Origin of the sequence: Sinorhizobium garamanticum, assembly GCF_029892065.1 — a bacterium.
In the GTDB taxonomy this organism is placed as follows: domain Bacteria; phylum Pseudomonadota; class Alphaproteobacteria; order Rhizobiales; family Rhizobiaceae; genus Sinorhizobium; species Sinorhizobium garamanticum.
In genome coordinates this window covers 850,392-868,069 of the sequence record NZ_CP120374.1, presented here as the reverse complement: position 1 = coordinate 868,069, position 17,678 = coordinate 850,392, and the positions used below count along the sequence as shown (strand labels likewise).

Annotated in this window: 17 protein-coding genes and 1 pseudogene; 14 read left to right on the top strand and 4 right to left on the bottom strand. The window is 61.2% G+C overall.

Translation table 11 applies throughout. The features are described from left to right. Positions 1 to 133 precede the first annotated feature (133 nt). Complete coding sequence (locus tag PZN02_RS24025; protein WP_280663138.1) at positions 134 to 562, top strand: OsmC family protein; 429 nt, start codon at positions 134 to 136, stop codon at positions 560 to 562. 23 nt (positions 563 to 585) lie between these two features. On the opposite strand, the pseudogene PZN02_RS24020 reads toward PZN02_RS24025, so the two are convergent. After that, positions 586 to 1,118, bottom strand: a pseudogene (locus PZN02_RS24020) (carboxymuconolactone decarboxylase family protein). Between the two features lie 306 nt (positions 1,119 to 1,424). Between PZN02_RS24020 and PZN02_RS24015 the strand changes: the two are divergent. The 3 genes from PZN02_RS24015 (at position 1,425) to PZN02_RS24005 (ending at position 4,047) form a co-directional block, all read left to right on the top strand. Then, complete coding sequence (locus tag PZN02_RS24015) at positions 1,425 to 2,234, top strand: dimethylarginine dimethylaminohydrolase family protein (protein ID WP_280663137.1); 810 nt, start codon at positions 1,425 to 1,427, stop codon at positions 2,232 to 2,234. 171 nt (positions 2,235 to 2,405) lie between these two features. Then, a complete protein-coding gene (locus PZN02_RS24010) occupies positions 2,406 to 2,960 on the top strand; it encodes a hypothetical protein (protein ID WP_280663136.1) in 555 nt (184 codons plus the stop codon). A gap of 310 nt (positions 2,961 to 3,270) precedes the next feature. Beyond that, entirely contained in the window at positions 3,271 to 4,047 is a 777-nt protein-coding gene (locus PZN02_RS24005; protein WP_280663135.1) for a sulfite exporter TauE/SafE family protein, read from the top strand. Between the two features lie 33 nt (positions 4,048 to 4,080). Here PZN02_RS24005 and PZN02_RS24000 read toward each other — a convergent pair whose 3' ends face one another. Together PZN02_RS24000 and PZN02_RS23995 are read right to left on the bottom strand one after the other, a co-directional pair. Continuing rightward, entirely contained in the window at positions 4,081 to 5,457 is a 1,377-nt protein-coding gene (locus PZN02_RS24000; RefSeq protein ID WP_280663134.1) for an FAD-containing oxidoreductase, read from the bottom strand. After that, positions 5,454 to 5,918 (bottom strand): DUF4126 domain-containing protein, encoded by a 465-nt coding sequence (locus PZN02_RS23995; protein ID WP_280663133.1) that lies wholly within the window; start codon positions 5,916 to 5,918, stop codon positions 5,454 to 5,456. Before PZN02_RS23995 ends, PZN02_RS24000 begins: the two co-directional genes overlap by 4 nt. 220 nt (positions 5,919 to 6,138) lie before the next feature. Between PZN02_RS23995 and osmF the strand changes: the two genes are divergently transcribed. The 10 genes from osmF to PZN02_RS23945 all read left to right on the top strand — a co-directional run bounded on the left by osmF (position 6,139) and on the right by PZN02_RS23945 (position 16,194). Further along, a complete protein-coding gene (osmF, locus tag PZN02_RS23990; RefSeq protein WP_280663132.1) occupies positions 6,139 to 7,050 on the top strand; it encodes a glycine betaine ABC transporter substrate-binding protein OsmF in 912 nt (303 codons plus the stop codon). A 185-nt stretch (positions 7,051 to 7,235) separates the two neighbouring features. Beyond that, positions 7,236 to 8,435 (top strand): ABC transporter permease, encoded by a 1,200-nt coding sequence (locus PZN02_RS23985; RefSeq protein ID WP_280663131.1) that lies wholly within the window; start codon positions 7,236 to 7,238, stop codon positions 8,433 to 8,435. Further along, on the top strand, positions 8,432 to 9,370 hold the full coding sequence (locus PZN02_RS23980; RefSeq protein ID WP_280663130.1) for an ABC transporter ATP-binding protein: 939 nt from the start codon (positions 8,432 to 8,434) through the stop codon (positions 9,368 to 9,370). The genes PZN02_RS23985 and PZN02_RS23980 overlap by 4 nt, the downstream gene beginning before the upstream one ends. Next, entirely contained in the window at positions 9,370 to 10,107 is a 738-nt protein-coding gene (locus tag PZN02_RS23975; protein WP_280663129.1) for an ABC transporter permease, read from the top strand. The genes PZN02_RS23980 and PZN02_RS23975 overlap by 1 nt, the downstream gene beginning before the upstream one ends. A gap of 191 nt (positions 10,108 to 10,298) precedes the next feature. Then, positions 10,299 to 11,456 carry a Gfo/Idh/MocA family protein gene (locus tag PZN02_RS23970; RefSeq protein ID WP_280663128.1) on the top strand — a complete coding sequence of 386 codons (1,158 nt, stop codon included), beginning with the start codon at positions 10,299 to 10,301 and terminating at the stop codon, positions 11,454 to 11,456. A 13-nt stretch (positions 11,457 to 11,469) separates the two neighbouring features. Continuing rightward, a complete protein-coding gene (locus tag PZN02_RS23965; protein ID WP_280663127.1) occupies positions 11,470 to 12,354 on the top strand; it encodes a carbohydrate ABC transporter permease in 885 nt (294 codons plus the stop codon). Further along, positions 12,351 to 13,208, top strand: coding sequence for a carbohydrate ABC transporter permease (locus PZN02_RS23960; protein WP_280663126.1), 858 nt, complete (start codon positions 12,351 to 12,353; stop codon positions 13,206 to 13,208). Before PZN02_RS23965 ends, PZN02_RS23960 begins: the two co-directional genes overlap by 4 nt. Before the next feature lie 28 nt (positions 13,209 to 13,236). Next, positions 13,237 to 14,466: an extracellular solute-binding protein gene (locus tag PZN02_RS23955; RefSeq protein ID WP_280663125.1), complete on the top strand. Its 1,230-nt coding sequence runs from the start codon at positions 13,237 to 13,239 to the stop codon at positions 14,464 to 14,466. 91 nt (positions 14,467 to 14,557) lie between these two features. Then, positions 14,558 to 15,691, top strand: a complete 1,134-nt coding sequence (locus PZN02_RS23950) for an ABC transporter ATP-binding protein (RefSeq protein WP_280663124.1) — start codon at positions 14,558 to 14,560, stop codon at positions 15,689 to 15,691. Positions 15,692 to 15,810: 119 nt separating this feature from the next. Then, on the top strand, positions 15,811 to 16,194 hold the full coding sequence (locus PZN02_RS23945) for a VOC family protein (protein ID WP_280663123.1): 384 nt from the start codon (positions 15,811 to 15,813) through the stop codon (positions 16,192 to 16,194). An 88-nt stretch (positions 16,195 to 16,282) separates the two neighbouring features. Here the strand turns inward: PZN02_RS23945 and PZN02_RS23940 are convergent, their stop codons facing one another. After that, on the bottom strand, positions 16,283 to 17,662 hold the full coding sequence (locus PZN02_RS23940) for an aspartate aminotransferase family protein (protein WP_280663122.1): 1,380 nt from the start codon (positions 17,660 to 17,662) through the stop codon (positions 16,283 to 16,285). Between the last annotated feature and the right edge of the window lie 16 nt (positions 17,663 to 17,678).

The following is a 17,678-nucleotide window of genomic DNA, read 5'->3' as shown; positions in this document are numbered from 1 at the left end:
CGTTTGCGGTCCACGTATTTTTTGTCGGGAACAAATCGCGCCGCGGGCTCATACGGTCCGCGGCGTTGTTGCGGGAGCGGAGCTTTGCCTCGATATTGCGTCGGTCGGGTGCGCAGCGGGAAGGGGACGGTGAATGGCTGAGTTGAAGGTAAGGACGAGGGAGACGGGCGCGACCGCCGTCGTCGGGCGCACGGGCTTCCCGCACGTGACATCGGTCACCGGCGGCGAACTCGATATCGTCACCAGCCCGTCACAACCGGGCTATGGCCCACTCGATCTTCTCTATGCTTCGCTTGCGAGCTGTCTGGTGCTCAGCGCCCGCATTGCCGCAAGCCGCTTCGGTGTGCTCGACAGGCTGACCGAAGTCTCCGCGAAGGTCACCGGCGAGAAGGCCCACGACGAGCCGTCGCGCGTCGCACGCTTCGACATCGAATTTTCCATCAGCGGCGATTTCGACGACACGGTTCGCCATGCGATCGCGGAGGCTGCGGAAAATGAGATCTGCACCGTCAGCAACACGCTGCGCGGCAATCCCACATTCACGAGCAGATTGTCGGAATAACGCCGCGGCCAACGATGGCCTCGTCAGGCGGATGGTGCGTCTGTGTAAGGCAGCAGCTCCGAATCGAAATCGACTTCGACGACATTGTTGAACAAAGCGGTCGCGACCATCATGCCGGCGAAGGCGACGAGGTTGACGAGCGTGGCGTCGTCGTAGCGCGCCTTCAGCCCGTCCCATATCGCGGCGGAAACATTGTTGGAATCCGCAACGATCGCCCGACCGAACGCAATCAGGCGCTCCTCGTCCTCGTTCGGTGCGATCGACTTGAAATCGATTCCCGCATTGGCAAAGGCGCGGCGAAAAAATCCCATCGCGATGCGGGAATGCATGGCCTCGGAAACCGCGTGGCAAAGCAGCCAGACGGAACGGTCGTCCAGGGCCCGCCGCAATCCTCCCGCAGCGTGAACCATTCCGCATAGATGCGGTGCGCCGTCGGTGAATGAAGCAGCGTGCGCTTCATATTCGTCATCCGCCCGCGAAGGCGGACCTCTTCGTCATGCGCCGCGCGGATCGCATCGGACGCGGTGTTATTATCGATCTGGGGAATGTGGCTCACGATATTTTCCCGTTGCTGTGAGGAGGGACCGGCTGCGGCCGCAGTCAGATGAGGCCGACGGATGTGTCGTCGCGATGTCATCGCGCGCTTATACTTCGGGTGGCATTTAACTTTCACGCCCCGCGCCCGCAACCAAAGAACCGCTTTACACCTTTCCTCGTCCGGCATTGCAGCGCCGCGCGTCTTTTGAGACGCGCAAAGGTCGCTGTAGCACTTTGAATAGCTGCATGATTTTGTCCTCAAATCGATTCCGATTTGAGGAATCATGCAGTAGAAACGGTTGGTCCAAACCAAAGGGTGCAAAGAATGCCGCAGTCACGCCCCGCCTACGAGTTCAACTCCATCATTGTCCGTACGCCTTCGCAGTCCGTCGTCAACGGCCTGCGCGCCGACGATCGCGGCAATCCGACTTACGAGGGCGTGAAGGCCGAGCATGACGCCTATATCGACGCAATGCGTGAAGCGGGCGTCAAGGTGACGGTGCTGCCGGCGCTCGAAGCCTTCCCCGACTCGATCTTCGTCGAGGACCCGGCGCTGGTCTTCACCGAAGGCGCGATCCTTCTGCGTCCAGGTGCGGCGACCCGCGTCAACGAAACCAAGGAGATCGAGCCGACGCTGCGCGATATATTCGACACCGTTCTCGACCTGCCGGGCACGGGCTATGCCGATGGCGGCGACGTGCTGACGACACGCGAAAGCGTGATGATTGGTCTCTCGGCCCGCACCGACAAGGCAGGCGCCGAAGCGCTTCAGGGCTGCCTCGATAAGCTCGGTCGCGAGAGCGAGATCGTCGCGACGCCCGAGGGCGTTTTGCATTTCAAGACCGATTGCTCGCTGCTCGACGACGAAACCGTGCTTTCCACCAACCGCCTGGCGCGCTCGGGTGTCTTCGAGAAATTCAAGCAGGTCATCATTCCGGAGGGCGAGGAGGCGGCCGCCAATGCGCTCCGCGTCAATGACGTCGTCATGGTCGGCGCCGACTTCCCGCGCACGATCGACATGCTCGACAAGGCGGGCTTCAAGGTCGTGCCGCTTAAGACCACGGAAATCGGCAAGATCGATGCAGGGCTCTCCTGCATGTCGCTGCGTTGGTTCAGCCGCGGAAAAGATGGGTAAATCGGTGCCGTACAGGCAAGGACGATACCAGATCGTCGCAGGCGCGTGGCCTGTCCTGATTAATTGTTCGGGTGCGCCCAATCTGCTATCATTTTAGTTATGGCTAATGCGGCTCGGGACAGCCGCCGGCCGATACAATGACAACGATGAATGCGATCCGGGAGAACGGCCATGAAAAGGCTTCTAACGGCCGCTGCTCTGTTAGCAGCAAGCAGTTTAGTTGCAGTGCAGGGCGTCGCCGCCGACGCAGCCCCCGACGACGCTGCACTGATCAAAAATGCTGAATCCGCTGCGCCCGCTGCGGTAGCAAGCGGCGCTGCGATCCACGTCATGGACGAGAAGGGTAGTATGCGCACGTTGAGGGAGGGCACGAACGGCTTCTGGTGCATGCCGGACAATCCGAACACGCCTGGCCCGGACCCGATGTGCGGCGATGCCAATGCGATGGAATGGGCGACGGCTTGGATGCAAAAGAAGGAGCCGCCCAAAGGTAAGGTAGGCTTCATGTACATGCTGGCCGGCGGTAGCGACGGAAGCAACACCGATCCTTACGCGACAAAACCTGAAGAGGGTAACAACTGGGTGGAAACCGGCCCGCATGTCATGATCGTCAATGCGACGGACATGATGCAAGGCTATCCGACGGACCCCAAGCCCGACACCTCCCGGCCGTATGTGATGTGGGCAGGCACTCCTTACGCCCACCTTATGATACCGGTGAAATAGCGACAGTGGAAAAGCAGCGGGCGCGAACGATTGTTCGCGCCCGCAAATCGCAGCTAAGACAGCGGAGATGCTTTTTGCTTTTTTCGCGAAGGCACTCGTTTTGGTTTGTGCTGCGCGCGCCCGCATGCCTCGATCCGTACGAACGTGGTCGTCGCGGGGCCAGTCTCGACCGACTGGATCAGGGTGCGGCATCGACAGTATGCAGTTAAGCACGACCGGATTGAGCCGAAATCGCGGAACAAGCCGATGCGTGGTCCGTTTACTTGCGAACCTGAGGGCACCATGAACGCAGTCATGCGCGGAGCCGCTTATGGAAGAACTCCTACTGTTCGCGGCGGTCGGGTTTCTGGCCCAGGCGGTCGATGGTGCTCTTGGAATGGCATATGGCGTGATCTCGTCGACGGTGCTCCTCGCCTTCGGTGTGCCGCCGGCGCAAGCATCAGCCTCAGCTCATGCTGCAGAATTGTTCACCACCGCCGCCTCCGGATCGGGCCACCTCTATCATCGCAACATCGACTGGAAACTGTTTTGGCGGCTCATTCCCTTTGGTGTCGGTGGCGGGATGTTAGGCACCTTCGTACTCACCTCGTTTGACGGCGATCAGGTCAAGCCATTCGTTACAGCTTATCTCGCAATTATCGGGAGTTGGCTGTTATTTCGTTCTTTTCGTCGTATTCCGACCAACCCTGTGAAATTGAGAATCGTCGCGCCCCTGGGCGCCACCGCCGGCTTCCTGGATGCCGCAGGCGGTGGCGGCTGGGGTCCTGTCGCCACCACCGGCCTGCTCGGCGCGGGCGGGCAGCCGCGATTCGTGATCGGCACGGTCAATGCGAGCGAGTTCCTGATTGCGCTTTCGGTGTCGCTGAGCTTCCTCGTCACAATTGTAACCGGCCACTGGGAGCAAGCCGGCGAATTCGGCGATTACCTAACATCTGTTGGCGGGCTGATCGTCGGAGGCGTTTTGGCGGCGCCGCTCGCGGGATGGGTGGTCAAGACGTTGAAAGAGAAGACACTCCTGCGGCTTGTCGGATCCCTGATCACGCTCTTGGCCGGCTACCAGACGCTCGAGCTGACTGGGGTGCTCTGAGGGGCTTTAGATCCGGCAAGGACAATCCTCGCATTACTTCGCAGGAGAAAGTTCCCCGAAAACGGTCGGGATGAGTTCCGACACCGTCGGGTGGATGTGCATGGCGCGGCTAATCAGAGTATAGGGCTTCTTCGCATACATGACGTCAAGAATGCTCTGGATCGCCTCGTCACCGCCGGTGCCGAGGATCGATGCGCCGAGGATTTCCTCAGTGTCCGCGTCGACGATCACCTTCATGAAGCCCTGCGTCTCGCCCTTTTCGACGGCACGCCCGACCCGCGTCATCGGCCGTGTGCCGATCAGGAGCTTGCGGCCGCTCTTGCGGGCCTCGCTCTCGGTCATGCCGGCGCGCCCGAGCGGCGGGTCGATATAGAGCGCGTAGGTCGGGATGCGGTCCGTCACCCGGCGTAGATCGTTGTCAAGGAGGTTGGCGGCGACGATCTCGAAGTCGTTGTAGGAGGTGTGGGTGAAGGCGCCGCGGCCGTTGCAGTCGCCCATCGCGAAGATATGCGGAACGCTCGATTGCAGGAAATCGTCGACCTCGATATTGCCCCGCGCGTCGGTCTTCACGCCGGCCTTGTCGAGCCCGAGATCGTCTGTGTTCGGCCGGCGGCCGGTGGCGAGCAGCACATGCGAGCCTATGACTTCCGGAGCCCCTGTCGTGCAATCGACGCCGGCGGCGACCCTGTCTTCGTGCTTGGCAAAGCGGATGCATTCGGCATTGAGGCGGATATGGATACCTTCCTTTTCGAGAATGTCGCGGATCGCATCGGAGACGTCCGGATCTTCCCGGCCGGTGAGGCGGGGTCCCTTCTCGATGATGGTCACCTCGGAACCGAAGCGGCGGAACATCTGGGCGAATTCGAGCCCGATATAGCTGCCGCCGATAATGACGAGATGCTCCGGAAGTTGGGCGAGGTCCATTATCGACGTGTTGGTGAGATAGGGAACCTCGTCGACGCCCGGAAAATCCGGAACGGCGGCACGTCCGCCGGTGTTGAGAAAAATCTGATCGCCGGAAATCAGCTCATCGCCGACGCGGACGTCCGTCGGGCTTTCGAAGCGTGCGTGGCCTTCGATGACGGTGCAGTTATTCATGCCCTTGAGCCAGCTTTCGACGCCCGAGCGGGCATCGAGGCGCACCTTCTCCTTGCGTGCCATGACGCGGGCGAAGTCGACGGAAATAGTGCCGGTCGTCATGCCGTATTCGGCGCCGCGACGGGCGGTGTGGATCGCGTAGGCGCTGGCGACCATGGCCTTGGTCGGCATGCAGCCGGTATTGACGCAGGTGCCGCCGAAGAGTTTGCGTTCGATGAGCGCAACGGTTTTGCCGGCAGCTGTCAGCCGCCCGGCGAGCGATGGTCCCGCCTGGCCGGCGCCGATGATGATTGCGTCGAAGTTCTTGCTCATGACACGGAGGACACCACCCAGAAGGCTAGCAGAATTGCAACCAGATCTTCGAGAAGGGCCACCGGTAAATCCTTGCCAATGGCCAGGCCAAGTCGCTTTCGTGCCTCGTAACCGCCGAGGGTGCCGATGACGGCCCCGATGACGCCGGCGACCGCACCGCCGACGAGCGATCCGCCGGCAGTGCCGATCACCGCGCCGCAGAAGCCGCCGCTGACGATGCGAGCGCCGAACTGCTGCGGCACCTTGCGGCTCGGCGTGCTGGGAAGCTGATCGGTGACATATTCGACGAGAGCGAGCAGGCCGAAGATATAAGGCGTGAACCGGAAGCCCATGAAAGCCGCCCAGCTATTGGAGACCGGCAGCCAGCCGGCGGCGGCTGCGATGCTGACGGCGGCGGGCGCGGTCATGGCACGAAGCCCCGCCACCACACCGATCAAAAGCGCGAGAAAATAGACGGACATGTTTCCCCCGAAACAATTCCATGCGCAGAGGAGAGAGTGGCTGAGAACGGTATCGATTGCAATGTCCAATCGAAGGCTGTGCGTGTTGAGAATTCAACCGCAGGTCAGGACGCGCCACCCGCTCTATTTTTCGCCGAACCCTGACATATATGGAATGACTTACCCCGACGCTGCGGAGAATCCGTGATCAAACTGCGAGACCAAATCGAGGGAGACAATCATGCGCCTGATCAAGACTGTTATCGGTACTGCCCTTGCCATTGCGCTCACCGCCGCTGCGGCTGAGGCCGATGTCGTCGTTTCCTCAAAAATCGATACGGAGGGGGGCGTGCTCGGCAATATCATTCTCGCCGTCCTCAATGCCAACGGGATCAAGACCACGGATCGCGTGCAGCTTGGCGCGACACCTGTCGTGCGCAAGGCGATTACCGCCGGGGAGATCGACATCTATCCGGAATATACCGGCAACGCCGCCTTCTTCTTCGAGAAGGCGGACGATCCGGCCTGGAAAGATGCTGCCAAGGCTTTCGAGCAGGCAAAGAAGCTCGACTACGATGCCAACAAGATCGTTTGGCTGACGCCGTCGCCCGCCAACAACACCTGGGCGATCGCGCTGCGCAAGGAGGTCGTGGAGGCCAACAAGCTCAAGACGCTCTCCGACTTCGGCAAATATGTCTCAGGCGGCGGCGAGGTCAAGCTTGCGGCTTCGTCCGAATTCGTCAACTCGGCCGCGGCGCTACCAGCGTTCCAAACGACCTATTCCTTCACGCTGAAGCCGGACCAACTGATCACGCTTTCGGGCGGCGATACGGCGGCGACGATTGCCGCGGCTGCAAACCAGACGAACGGCGCCAACGCCGCGATGGTTTACGGCACAGATGGCGGCATTGCGCCCTCGGGTCTTGTCGTGCTCGAAGACGACAAGAGCGTCCAGCCGGTCTATCAGCCGGCGCCGATCATCCGCGAAACGGTGCTCAAGGAAAACCCGCAGATCGAGGAACTGCTGAAACCGGTCTTCGAAAAGCTCGACCTGGTGACGCTGCAAGAGCTTAATGGCCGCGTCCAGGTCGGCGGCGAACCGGCCAAGGCCGTTGCCGAGGACTTCTTGAAGAAGAACGGCTTTCTGAAATGATGTGATGAGTGGAGGGTGCTTGTTCTAAATCACGATGACTTTAGGTCTAATCGACCTAAAGTCATCGTGATCGATTCTAATAAGTTGGAGCGGGACGCGGGCGGAAAACCGCGGACACTTTTTCTCATCCCGCTCTAGCAAGCGCCCCCTCGTCCATCCGATCGGACGGACAACTCTGAAACGCCATGGGTGATGGCATGATCCAAGGAAAGGAACGCGTGCCATTCCGCGTCGACAAGCTCGGCGTCGTCATTGCCGCGCTTGCTGTCTACGGTGCGCTTCTTGCCCCGTTTGCGACTTTCCGGGCCAACCGGATCGTCCAGGGTGACGCGAAGGCAATTCTGGAGGCCTTGCCGCCATCGCTCGGATACGCGCTTCTCGCCTTGGTCGCGTTGGCTGCGGCGATTGCGCTCTTCAGGACACCAAATCCGATGCGAATGGCCGTGGCCTTTGCCGCTCTCGTCGCGCTTGGGGTTCTGATCGGAATGGCCGCCAATCATCTGACGCCACCGGAAAACACCTATGCCCGCGTTTCGCCGGCCTCCGGCTTCTGGGTTATGGTTTTCGCCTTTTCACTTCTGGTTGCCGATGCGCTGGCGCGTTTGAACCCGGGACCGGTCATCCGCCTGCTCTTCCTGGTTGCTGTTCTTGCGATCGCCGGTGCGATGCTGATAGCCGGCGGATGGGACGGGCTCTCCATTCTGAAGGAATATGCAAGCCGTGCCGATACCTTCTGGAAGGAGGCGGGGCGGCACGTAACGCTGGCGCTCGGATCGCTCGCAGCGGCGACCGTCATCGGCTTGCCGCTCGGCGTGCTTTGCCATCGCGTCGAACGCTTGCGCGCCGGCGTGCTGAATGTCCTCAACGCCATCCAGACGATTCCGTCGATCGCGCTTTTCGGCATTCTCATCGCGCCGCTCGGCTGGATCGCGACGCATGTGCCAGGTGCGGCGGCGATCGGCATTCGCGGCATCGGCGTCGCGCCCGCTTTCGTTGCGCTGTTTCTCTATTCCTTGCTGCCCGTCGTCGCCAACACGGTGGTCGGGCTCGCCGGCGTTCCGCGCGATGCCAACGACGCGGCGCGCGGCATCGGCATGACCGATTGGCAGCGACTTGCCGGCATCGAGTTTCCGCTCGCCTTTCCGGTGATCCTCACCGGCATCCGCATCGTGCTCGTCCAGAACATCGGGCTCGCAACCATCGCCGCCCTCATCGGCGGCGGCGGCTTCGGGGTCTTCGTCTTCCAGGGCATAGGCCAGACGGCGATGGACCTCGTATTGCTGGGCGCTGTGCCGACCGTCGTCCTGGCTTTCGCGGCGGCGATCGTCCTCGACGCCTTCATTGAAATGACCGTAACGGACCGCAAGCAGGGCACTGCCGCATGATCGAAATCGAACATGTTACCAAGCGCTATGGCAATACGACCGTTGTCGATGACGTGTCGTTGACCGTGGAGCCGCATACGATCACCGTGATCGTCGGTACCTCCGGGTCGGGCAAGACGACGCTGATCAGAATGGTCAATCGACTGGTCGAGCCGACCTCGGGCACGATCAGGATCGATGGGCAGGATAACCGCGCCGTGCCGGATTTCGAACTTCGTCGCAGGATCGGCTACGCCATCCAGGGTCACGGGCTGTTTCCGCACCGCACGGTCGCCCAGAACATCGCCACCGTGCCGACGCTCCTCGGCTGGGACAGGAAGCGCATCGATGCGAAGGTCGAGGAATTGCTGACGCTTTTCCAGCTCGATTCCGCGGCCTTCGGCCCGCGCTATCCCCATGAGCTTTCCGGCGGCCAGCAGCAGCGGGTCGGCGTTGCGCGCGCGCTTGCCGCTGAGCCGAACGTCCTTCTGATGGACGAGCCCTTCGGCGCCCTTGATCCGATCATCCGCTCCAAGGCGCAGGACGACCTTGTCGCAATCCAGAGACATTTCGGCACGACGATCATCCTCGTCACCCATGACATGGAGGAGGCGTTTCACCTCGCCGACAGGATCGCTGTGATGGACAAGGGAGAGGTCGTGCAATACGCGACACCGGCCGAGATGCTGGTTAAACCGGCGACACCCTTCGTCGAAACGCTGATCGGCACCAGCGAGCGGCCATTCCGGCTACTGGCGATCGACACGGCCGCTGACGCGGTCGAGCCCGGTTCGGCCGAAGGCGCGCCGATACCAGCGACGCTCAGCCAGCGCGAGGCGCTCTCCGAACTCCTGTGGTCCGGGCGATCCGCGCTGCCGGTTGCCGCACCTGACGGCGCGATCCTCGGGAAGGTAAGCCTCGAAGGCTTGGCAAAACGCGCGGCGAGGCCACGGTGATGGCGTCGATGCCCAATCTCGCCCGGATGGCGGTTCTGCTGCTGTTACTTGTCTTCCTGCTGCAGCCCTCCTGGTTCGAACCATTGCTGAGGCCATTGGTTCAGCAAAATGCGCCGGCGATTTATAACCAGGGCAGCCTGTTCTGGCTGACCGTGCTGCATCTAAGAACGGTTTTTGCGGCAACGCTTGCCGCGGCTCTCGTTGCCGTGGCTCTGGCGATCCTCGTGACGCGAAAGGCCGGTGCCGAATTTCTTCCGCTTTCACGCAGCCTCGTGAACATCGGCCAGACCTTTCCGCCGGTCGCCGTTCTGGCGCTGGCGGTACCGATTTTCGGCTTCGGCGAGCAACCGACGCTGATCGCCCTCTTCCTCTACGGCTTGCTGCCGATCTTCGAAAATGCGCTGACGGGCTTGACGACGCTACCGCCAGCCGTGGTGGAAGCTGCACGCGGCGCGGGTATGACGGAGCGCCAACGGCTCTTCAATATCGAGCTTCCCCTGGCACTACCGGTGATCCTGACGGGGATCCGATTGTCCGTCGTGATCAGCCTCGCGACCGCTACGATCGGGTCGACCGTTGCGGCGAAGACCCTAGGGGAAGTCATCATCGCCGGCCTGCAGTCGAACAACCTCGCCTTCGTGCTTCAGGGTGGCCTCATCGTGGCCGCACTGGCCGTGCTCATCCATGATGGGCTTCAGGCATTCGAACGGTTTCTTTCCGGTCGAGTGCGCGCCTAGACCGTTCCCGACGGTTCGCCAATGCTCGCAGAAGTCGTAGCCACCAAAAAGGCGGCACGGGCCTATTCGGCATGTTCGTGAAAATGAATTTCACATTTCGCCAGAATGGCCGATTTTTGGTTGACGCCCTGAAAATTCTATCTCAGTCTGCGAAAATAAATTACGCCAAAAGGCAAGGGAACAGCACGAGCATGAGAGTCGGGATAATCGGACTCGGATTCCGTCTTGGGTATCTGGGCTACGTCTTCAAGGCGGTCGACGATAGCTTCGAGATCGCCGGCTATGTCGACCCGGCGCCTGCCGGCCTTGCGACCCTCGTCGAAAAGGGCATTTCCCCCGGCAAGGCCTACGCCTCGCCTGAGGAGCTGGTCGCGAACGAGAAGCTCGATCTTCTGATGATCGGCTCGCCGAACCACATGCATCTCGATCATATCCGCATCGGCCTCGAGGCTGGCCTCAAGATTTTTTGCGAGAAGCCCATCGTCAGCACGATCGAGCAGAGCCTGGAGCTTGCAGGGCTTCTGGCGAAGCACGGTCACGACCGCCTGATGGTCGGTCTCGTGCTCCGCTACGCGCCGATCTATCGCGACCTTCGGGCCGCCCAGGTTGCGGGAACGCTCGGTGAGATCGTTTCGATCGAGGCCGCGGAACATATCGAACCCTATCATGGCGCATTTTTCATGCGCGACTGGCGCCGCTATGGACGCTACGCTGGCAGCTTCATGCTTGAAAAATGCTGCCATGACCTTGACCTCTACAATGGCGTCGTCGGCGCGAGGCCCGAGCGCGTGGCGAGCTTCGGCGGCCGCAAGAGCTTTATCCCCGCCAACGATCCCGCCCGCGAGGGCATTAACGATCTGCAGCTCTTTCACCGCAAGCCGAGCGGGTGGCTCGGATCGGACAAGGTCTTCGACAGCGATGGCGACATCATCGACTATCAGGTGGCGATCATCGAATACGCCAACGGCGTTGCGATGAATTTCCACACCAACCTGAACGTGCCGGACCAGTTCCGCCGCTTCTGCGTGATCGGATCGCGCGGCATGGCCGAAGGCGACTTCATTCGCGGTTATCTCGATGTCCACGAAGCGCTTTCCGGCAAGAAAGCCGTCGAGAAGCGCTATGCCGCGACGGAGCTTTCGCAGCATTACGGCGCCGATGAGCAGATGGCGGCCGAGATCATCGCCCACGTCAGGGACGAGGGGCCACTGCCGGTCTCACCGCTCGACGCGCTAGAGGCCGGCATCCTGGCGCTCTCCATGGACGAGGCGCGGACGAAGAGGGCGGTCGTCGATTTGAGACCGCTCTGGGACCGCTTCGACGAAGCGCTTCACGCCCGAGCGGCCTGAGAGGGTGAGGAGCATGAGCGTTCGGCGCAGCACCGTCATCTTCGCCTGGATCCTGCTTCTTCCCGCCTTGCTCTATGTGTCGGTCATCGTCGCCTACCCGCTGGTGGACACATTCATCCTGTCGTTTACGGATGCTTCGCTGAAGAAGACGACCAAGTGGGTGGGCACCGTCAACTACGACAAAATCTTCAATGGCACTTTCGCGGAAGTGATCGCCCGGACGTTCGTTTGGACCTTCTTTTCCGTCTCGATCAAAATGATCATCGGCACGTTCGGTGCCGTCATGCTGAACGCCGCCGTACCGGGGCGCGCCCTGTTTCGCGTCCTGACCATGCCGCCATGGATCGTGCCGATGGCAATCGGCATCTTCATGTGGGGCTGGATGTACAACGGCCAGTTCGGGATGATTTCCGGGATGCTGCAGAACTTGAGACTGGTCGACGGTCCTGTCGCCTTTCTCGCCCATGGTTCAACCGCCTTCTGGGCAACGATCATCACCGATGTCTGGATCGGCGTGCCGCTGGTGACGCTCTATCTGCTGGCCTCGATCCAGGCGATCCCGCAGGATCTTTACGAGGCGGCATGGACGGACGGGGCCGGCCGCTTCTACCGCTTCCGCCGCATCACCCTGCCGCTGCTCGTGCCGGCAATGATCACCATGTCGATGCTGTCGCTGATCGCCACCTTCAACTCGTTCGACATCATCTGGATCCTGACCCAGGGTGGCCCGAACGGTGACACGACGACGATGATCATCGACACCTATCGAACGGCCATCGGCTCGAAGAAATACGGCGAAGGTGCTGCACGTGCCGTGGTGATCTGCATCTTCCTGTCGATTTTCTGCCTGCTTTACTTCCGCGTCACCCACCGCCTCGCCTCCGGAGAAAGCCGATGAGCCAACCGGCCCTGATCAATCGCTATCGCTGGTACGAGCTGGTCGGAATCTACGCGGGGATCTTCGTCTTCCTGAGCTTCATTCTCGCCCCCTTTGTCGAAGGCTTCCTGGTATCGCTGAAGCCGCTCAGCCTGCTTTTTTCATCGCCCTATCGCTTCTGGCCGGAGAACGGCTCCTTCGCCGCCTACAGGACCATGTGGGTGAGCGTGCCGGGATTCGCCCGCTATATCTTCAATTCGTTCTTCGTTTCCATCATCGTCACCGCAGTCGTGCTGGCACTGGTCGTGCCGGCTGCCTATGCCTTTGCGCGCTTCAGGTTCCGCGGCAGCGGGTCGCTGCTTGCGGCCTTCCTCGCGGTCAACATGTTCTCCGGCGCAGTGCTTTTGATCCCGCTCTTCCGGCTGATGCGAAGCTTCGGCGTGCTCAACACCTATTTCGCCATGATCGTGCCAGGCGTCGCCTTCCTCATTCCCTCGGCGATCTGGCTCTTGCGCACCTACATGATGCGGATCCCACGGGAATTGGACGAGGCAGCCTTCGTCGATGGCGCCAGCCACTTCTACACGCTTCGCCGGGTGATCCTGCCGATCGCCATGCCAGGTATCACAGTGGTCGCGATTACCACCTTCATCGGCTCGTATGCCCAGCAGTTCATCTTCGCGCTGACCTTCAATTCCAAGACCGAGTACATGCCGCTGCCCGTGGGTCTCTTCGCCTATTTCGGCCGGCAGGAAGTGGTCTGGAACGAACTGATGGCCGCAAGCTTCGTCGGCATCGCGCCGGCCGTCATCGTCATTTTCTTCCTGCAACGCTATCTCGTCAGCGGCCTGACCGCCGGCGCGGTGAAACAATAAGCAACCACCAGAGAAGGGGAATTCCATCGTGACCATTGCTTACAAGACTGCTTTTCTAACGCTGGCCTTGCTCGGATCGACCGCGCTCGGGAGCGTTGCCGCGCAGGCCGCCGACCAGGAGATCAGCTGGATCTATTGCGGCGACAAGATCGATCCGATCCACGAGAAATACATCAAGGAATGGGAAGGCAAGAACGCCGGCTGGAAGGTGGTGCCGGAAGTCGTCGGCTGGGCTCAGTGCCAGGACAAGGCGACGACGCTTGCCGCGGCCGGTACGCCAGTCGGCATGGCCTATGTGGGCTCCCGCACCCTCAAGGAGTTCGCCGAGAACGATATGATCGTTCCGGTTCCGATGACCGAGGAAGAGAAGAAGAGCTACTATCCGAACATCGTCGACACCGTGACCTTCGAGGATAACCAGTGGGGCGTGCCGATCGCCTTTTCGACCAAGGCGCTCTATTGGAACAAGGACCTCTTCAAGCAGGCGGGCCTCGACCCGGAAACGCCGCCGAAAACCTGGGCCGAAGAGATCGCCTTTGCGAAGCAGATCAAGGAAAAGACCGGCATCGCGGGCTATGGTCTGCCGGCCAAGACCTTCGACAACACGATGCACCAGTTCATGCACTGGGTTTACACCAACAACGGCAAGGTCATCGACGGCGACAAGATCGTCATGGACAGCCCGGAAGTGCTGGCGGCGCTGCAGGCCTACAAGGACATCATGCCCTATTCGGTCGAAGGGGCGACCGCTTACGAGCAGAACGAAATTCGTGCCATCTTCCTTGACGGCAAGGCTGGCATGATCCAGTCGGGCTCCGGGGCGGCTGCGCTGCTCAAGGAAACGAAGATCAACTGGGGCATCGCACCGTTGCCGCTCGGCCCCTCGGCCAAGGGCGAAGGCACCTTGCTGATCACCGACAGCCTGGCGATCTTCAAGGGTACCGGCGTCGAGGAAAAGGCGATCGAATTCGCGAAGTTTATCACCTCCCCGGGACCGCAGGGCGAATATGAGCTGCAGGGCGGCGCAGGCCTGACGCCGCTGCGCCCGTCTCCGAAGGTCGATGAATTCGTCAAGGCCGACGCGTCCTGGAAGCCGTTGATCGACGGCATCGCCTATGGTGGCCCGGAACCGCTCTTCACGGATTACAAAGGCTTTCAGAACGCGATGATCGACATGGTCCAGTCGGTCGTCACCGGCAAGGCGGAACCGGCCGATGCCTTGAAGAAGGCTGCCGGCGAACTCGAAGAGTACAAGTAAGCTCGACGGAGGCCGCGGAGCGTCAGCCCGCGGTCTCCGCTTATTTTTTTGGCGGCAGAGCCGCCTCGTGCCGGTGGCCGGAGACAGATTCTTGGGACAGCTCAATCTCAAAAAGGTTCAGAAATTCTACGGCACCTACGAAGTGCTGAAGGGCGTCGAGCTCGAAGTCAGGAACGGCGAGTTCGTGGTCTTCGTCGGTCCATCGGGCTGCGGCAAGTCCACGTTGCTCAGAATGATCGCGGGGCTCGACGAGACGACGGCGGGCGACATCGTCATCGATGGCAAGCGTGTCAACGACTTGCCGCCGGTCAAGCGCGGCATCGCCATGGTCTTCCAGTCCTATGCTCTCTATCCGCACATGACTGTGTTCGAGAACATCGCCTTTCCGCTGCGCGTGGAAAAGATGCCCGACGAGAAGCTCAAGGCCAAGGTCGAGCATGCGGCGCGCATTCTTCATCTCGATCAGCGGCTGCAGCAGAAGCCCGGCATGCTTTCCGGCGGCCAACGCCAGCGCGTCGCGATCGGCCGGGCGATCGTGCGCGAGCCGAAGATCTTTCTCTTCGACGAGCCGCTGTCGAACCTTGATGCGGCCTTGCGTGCCGACATGCGCATCGAACTGGCGAAACTGCACCGGCAGCTGAAGGCAACGATGATCTACGTCACGCACGACCAGGTCGAAGCGATGACGATGGCGGACCGGATCGTTGTGCTGAACGCCGGAGAGATCGCCCAGACGGGCGCGCCGCTTGAACTCTACCACAAGCCGGCCAACACCTTCGTGGCCGGCTTCATCGGCAACCCGAAAATGAACTTCCTGCCGGTCACCTGCAAGAGCGTCGGCGACGCCGGCGTCGAGGTCGAGTACAAGGGCCAGACGGCGATCATTCCGGTGACGCCGCGGGGCGGCATGGCCGGTGCGACCTTGACCCTCGGCGTGCGCCCCGAGCATATCCAGATCGGTTCCGGCGACCTGACGTTGACGGTCACACCCTCGGTCATCGAGCGCCTCGGCGCGCATACGGTTGCCTATGCATCGCTCGGAGGTGAGGGGGAGAATTATTGCGCCATGTTGCCGGGGACCGCTGCGATCCGGGCGGACGAAGAGGTGAGGACCGGGATTCGTGCCGCTGATTGCCACCTGTTCGATGGAACCGGCATCGCTTTCGATCGTCGCGTCGAGATGACTGATATCGACATGGCGCTTCTCGACCCTGCGGCGGCCTGATCGGACGGAGGGCGTCTGGTTGCCAGCCCGAGTTCTCGGCTGAGAATTTCCGCTTCCGTGATCCTTGTCGTAGAGTACGGACGTCAATCTGCTCGGTGAACTCGGATCGGGAGGAAGGCATGTCGGAAACAACCGTCAACGTGCGCTACATGGTTGATGACGTCGAGGCTTCTGTCGAATGGTACACGAAGTATCTGGGCTTTTCACTTCTCTCCAACCACGCTCCGGCCTTCGCGGACGTCAAGCGGGGAGCCCTGCGGCTGTTGCTGAGTGGCCCCTTGAGCTCTGCGGGACGACCGATGCCTGACGGCGAGCGTCCTCAACCGGGCGGCTGGAATCGGATTCACCTCATTGTCGATGATTTGGCCGCCGAGGTCGCCCGACTGCGAGCCGCCGGCGCCACGTTCCGCAACGACATCGTGACCGGACCCGGCGGATCACAGATCCTGTTGATCGACCCGTCCGGCAATTTCGTCGAGTTGTTTCAGCCCGCCGGTCTCTGATGGGGGATGGCGATCCAGTTGGGCCCGCACGCTTACGGAGCGCCGTAGCCAGCGCTCCGTCAGATTTGAACGACCGGAACTCGGGTCGTTATTTGTTGCCGAGGACTTCAGAGATGGCGCCGACTGCCGCCTTCACGACAATGTCGGCCTCATCGCGCGTCAGGCAAAGCGGCGGGGCAAAGCCCAGGATGTCGCCCTGCGGCATCGCCCGGCCAAGGACGCCACGCTCTGCCAGCGCAGTCGCCACCTTCGGGCCGATCTTCTGCGCAGGATCGAAGAATTTCCGATCGTCCCGGTCCTCGACGAATTCGACGGCCGCCATCAAACCATCTCCGCGCACTTCGCCGACGTGGCTGTGCTCAGAGAGCGCCTTTGCAAGTTCGGATCGGAAATATGCTCCGGTCGAACCGGCGTTCTCGACAATGCCGAGTTCATCGATCAGTTCGAGATTGGCGATTCCGGCGGCAGCGCAGATCGGGTGGGCGGAATAGGTCCAGCCATGGCCGATCGGGCCGAGTTCGTCCGATCCCTGCACCAGCACCTGCCACATTTTTTCCGAGACGATGCTGCCGGAAAGCGGCGCATAGGCCGAGGTCAGGCCTTTGGCGATGGTGATGAGATCCGGCTTGATGCCATAGTGATCGGAGCCGAACATCGTCCCCAGACGGCCAAAACCCGTGACGACCTCGTCGGCGACGAGCAGGATGTCGTATTTCGAAAGCACCGCCTGGATCTTCTGCCAATAGCCCTTCGGCGGCGGCACAATGCCGCCTGTACCAAGGATCGGCTCACCGATGAAGGCCGCGATCGTTTCCGGCCCTTCGGCAAGAATCATTTCCTCCAGTTTGTCGGCGCAATATTGCGAGAACTGCTCTTCGTTCATTGAGCGGTCCGGACGGCGGAAATAATAGGGCGCCTCGGTGTGCAGGATCGGTGCGCGCGGCAGGTCGAAGGCATTGTGGAAAAGCTGAAGGCCGGTCAGCGAGCCGGTCATGACACCTGAACCATGATAGCCGCGCCAGCGCGAAATGATCTTCTTCTTCTCGGGCCTGTCGAGCATGTTGTTGTAGTACCAGATGAGCTTGATGTTGGTCTCGTTGGCATCGGAGCCGGAGAGGCCGAAATAGACGCGGCTCATGCCTTTCGGCGCACGATCGATGATCATCTTGGAGAGCCGGATCGACGCCTCGGTGCCGTGGCCAACATAGGCGTGATAGTAGGCGAGGTTCTTCGCCTGTTCGGCGATCGCCTCGGCTATCTTCTGCCGGCCATAGCCGACATTGACGCAGTAGAGGCCAGCGAAGGCGTCAAGGCTGCGCTTGCCGGCAACGTCGGTGATGTAAACGCCTTCGCCGCCGCCGATGACCCGTGTCGGGGTCTCGCCGCGCGCATGCATGCCCATATGCGTGGACGGATGGAAGAAATGGTCGCGGTCCCAGGCGGTGAGTTCGTTGCTTTTTTCGAGCATGGTCTTTCCTTTCGTC

Coding starts and splice junctions, on each gene's coding strand:
- PZN02_RS24025 (WP_280663138.1), top strand. CDS start 134: ATGGCTGAGTTGAAGGTAAGGACGAGGGAGACGGGCGCGACCGCCGTC.
- PZN02_RS23960 (WP_280663126.1), top strand. CDS start 12,351: ATGAGCCAACCGGCCCTGATCAATCGCTATCGCTGGTACGAGCTGGTC.
- PZN02_RS23985 (WP_280663131.1), top strand. CDS start 7,236: ATGGGTGATGGCATGATCCAAGGAAAGGAACGCGTGCCATTCCGCGTC.
- PZN02_RS23980 (WP_280663130.1), top strand. CDS start 8,432: ATGATCGAAATCGAACATGTTACCAAGCGCTATGGCAATACGACCGTT.
- PZN02_RS23970 (WP_280663128.1), top strand. CDS start 10,299: ATGAGAGTCGGGATAATCGGACTCGGATTCCGTCTTGGGTATCTGGGC.
- PZN02_RS23940 (WP_280663122.1), bottom strand. CDS start 17,662: ATGCTCGAAAAAAGCAACGAACTCACCGCCTGGGACCGCGACCATTTC.
- PZN02_RS23945 (WP_280663123.1), top strand. CDS start 15,811: ATGTCGGAAACAACCGTCAACGTGCGCTACATGGTTGATGACGTCGAG.
- PZN02_RS24015 (WP_280663137.1), top strand. CDS start 1,425: ATGCCGCAGTCACGCCCCGCCTACGAGTTCAACTCCATCATTGTCCGT.
- PZN02_RS24005 (WP_280663135.1), top strand. CDS start 3,271: ATGGAAGAACTCCTACTGTTCGCGGCGGTCGGGTTTCTGGCCCAGGCG.
- PZN02_RS24010 (WP_280663136.1), top strand. CDS start 2,406: ATGAAAAGGCTTCTAACGGCCGCTGCTCTGTTAGCAGCAAGCAGTTTA.
- PZN02_RS23975 (WP_280663129.1), top strand. CDS start 9,370: ATGGCGTCGATGCCCAATCTCGCCCGGATGGCGGTTCTGCTGCTGTTA.
- PZN02_RS23995 (WP_280663133.1), bottom strand. CDS start 5,918: ATGTCCGTCTATTTTCTCGCGCTTTTGATCGGTGTGGTGGCGGGGCTT.
- osmF (WP_280663132.1), top strand. CDS start 6,139: ATGCGCCTGATCAAGACTGTTATCGGTACTGCCCTTGCCATTGCGCTC.
- PZN02_RS24000 (WP_280663134.1), bottom strand. CDS start 5,457: ATGAGCAAGAACTTCGACGCAATCATCATCGGCGCCGGCCAGGCGGGA.
- PZN02_RS23965 (WP_280663127.1), top strand. CDS start 11,470: ATGAGCGTTCGGCGCAGCACCGTCATCTTCGCCTGGATCCTGCTTCTT.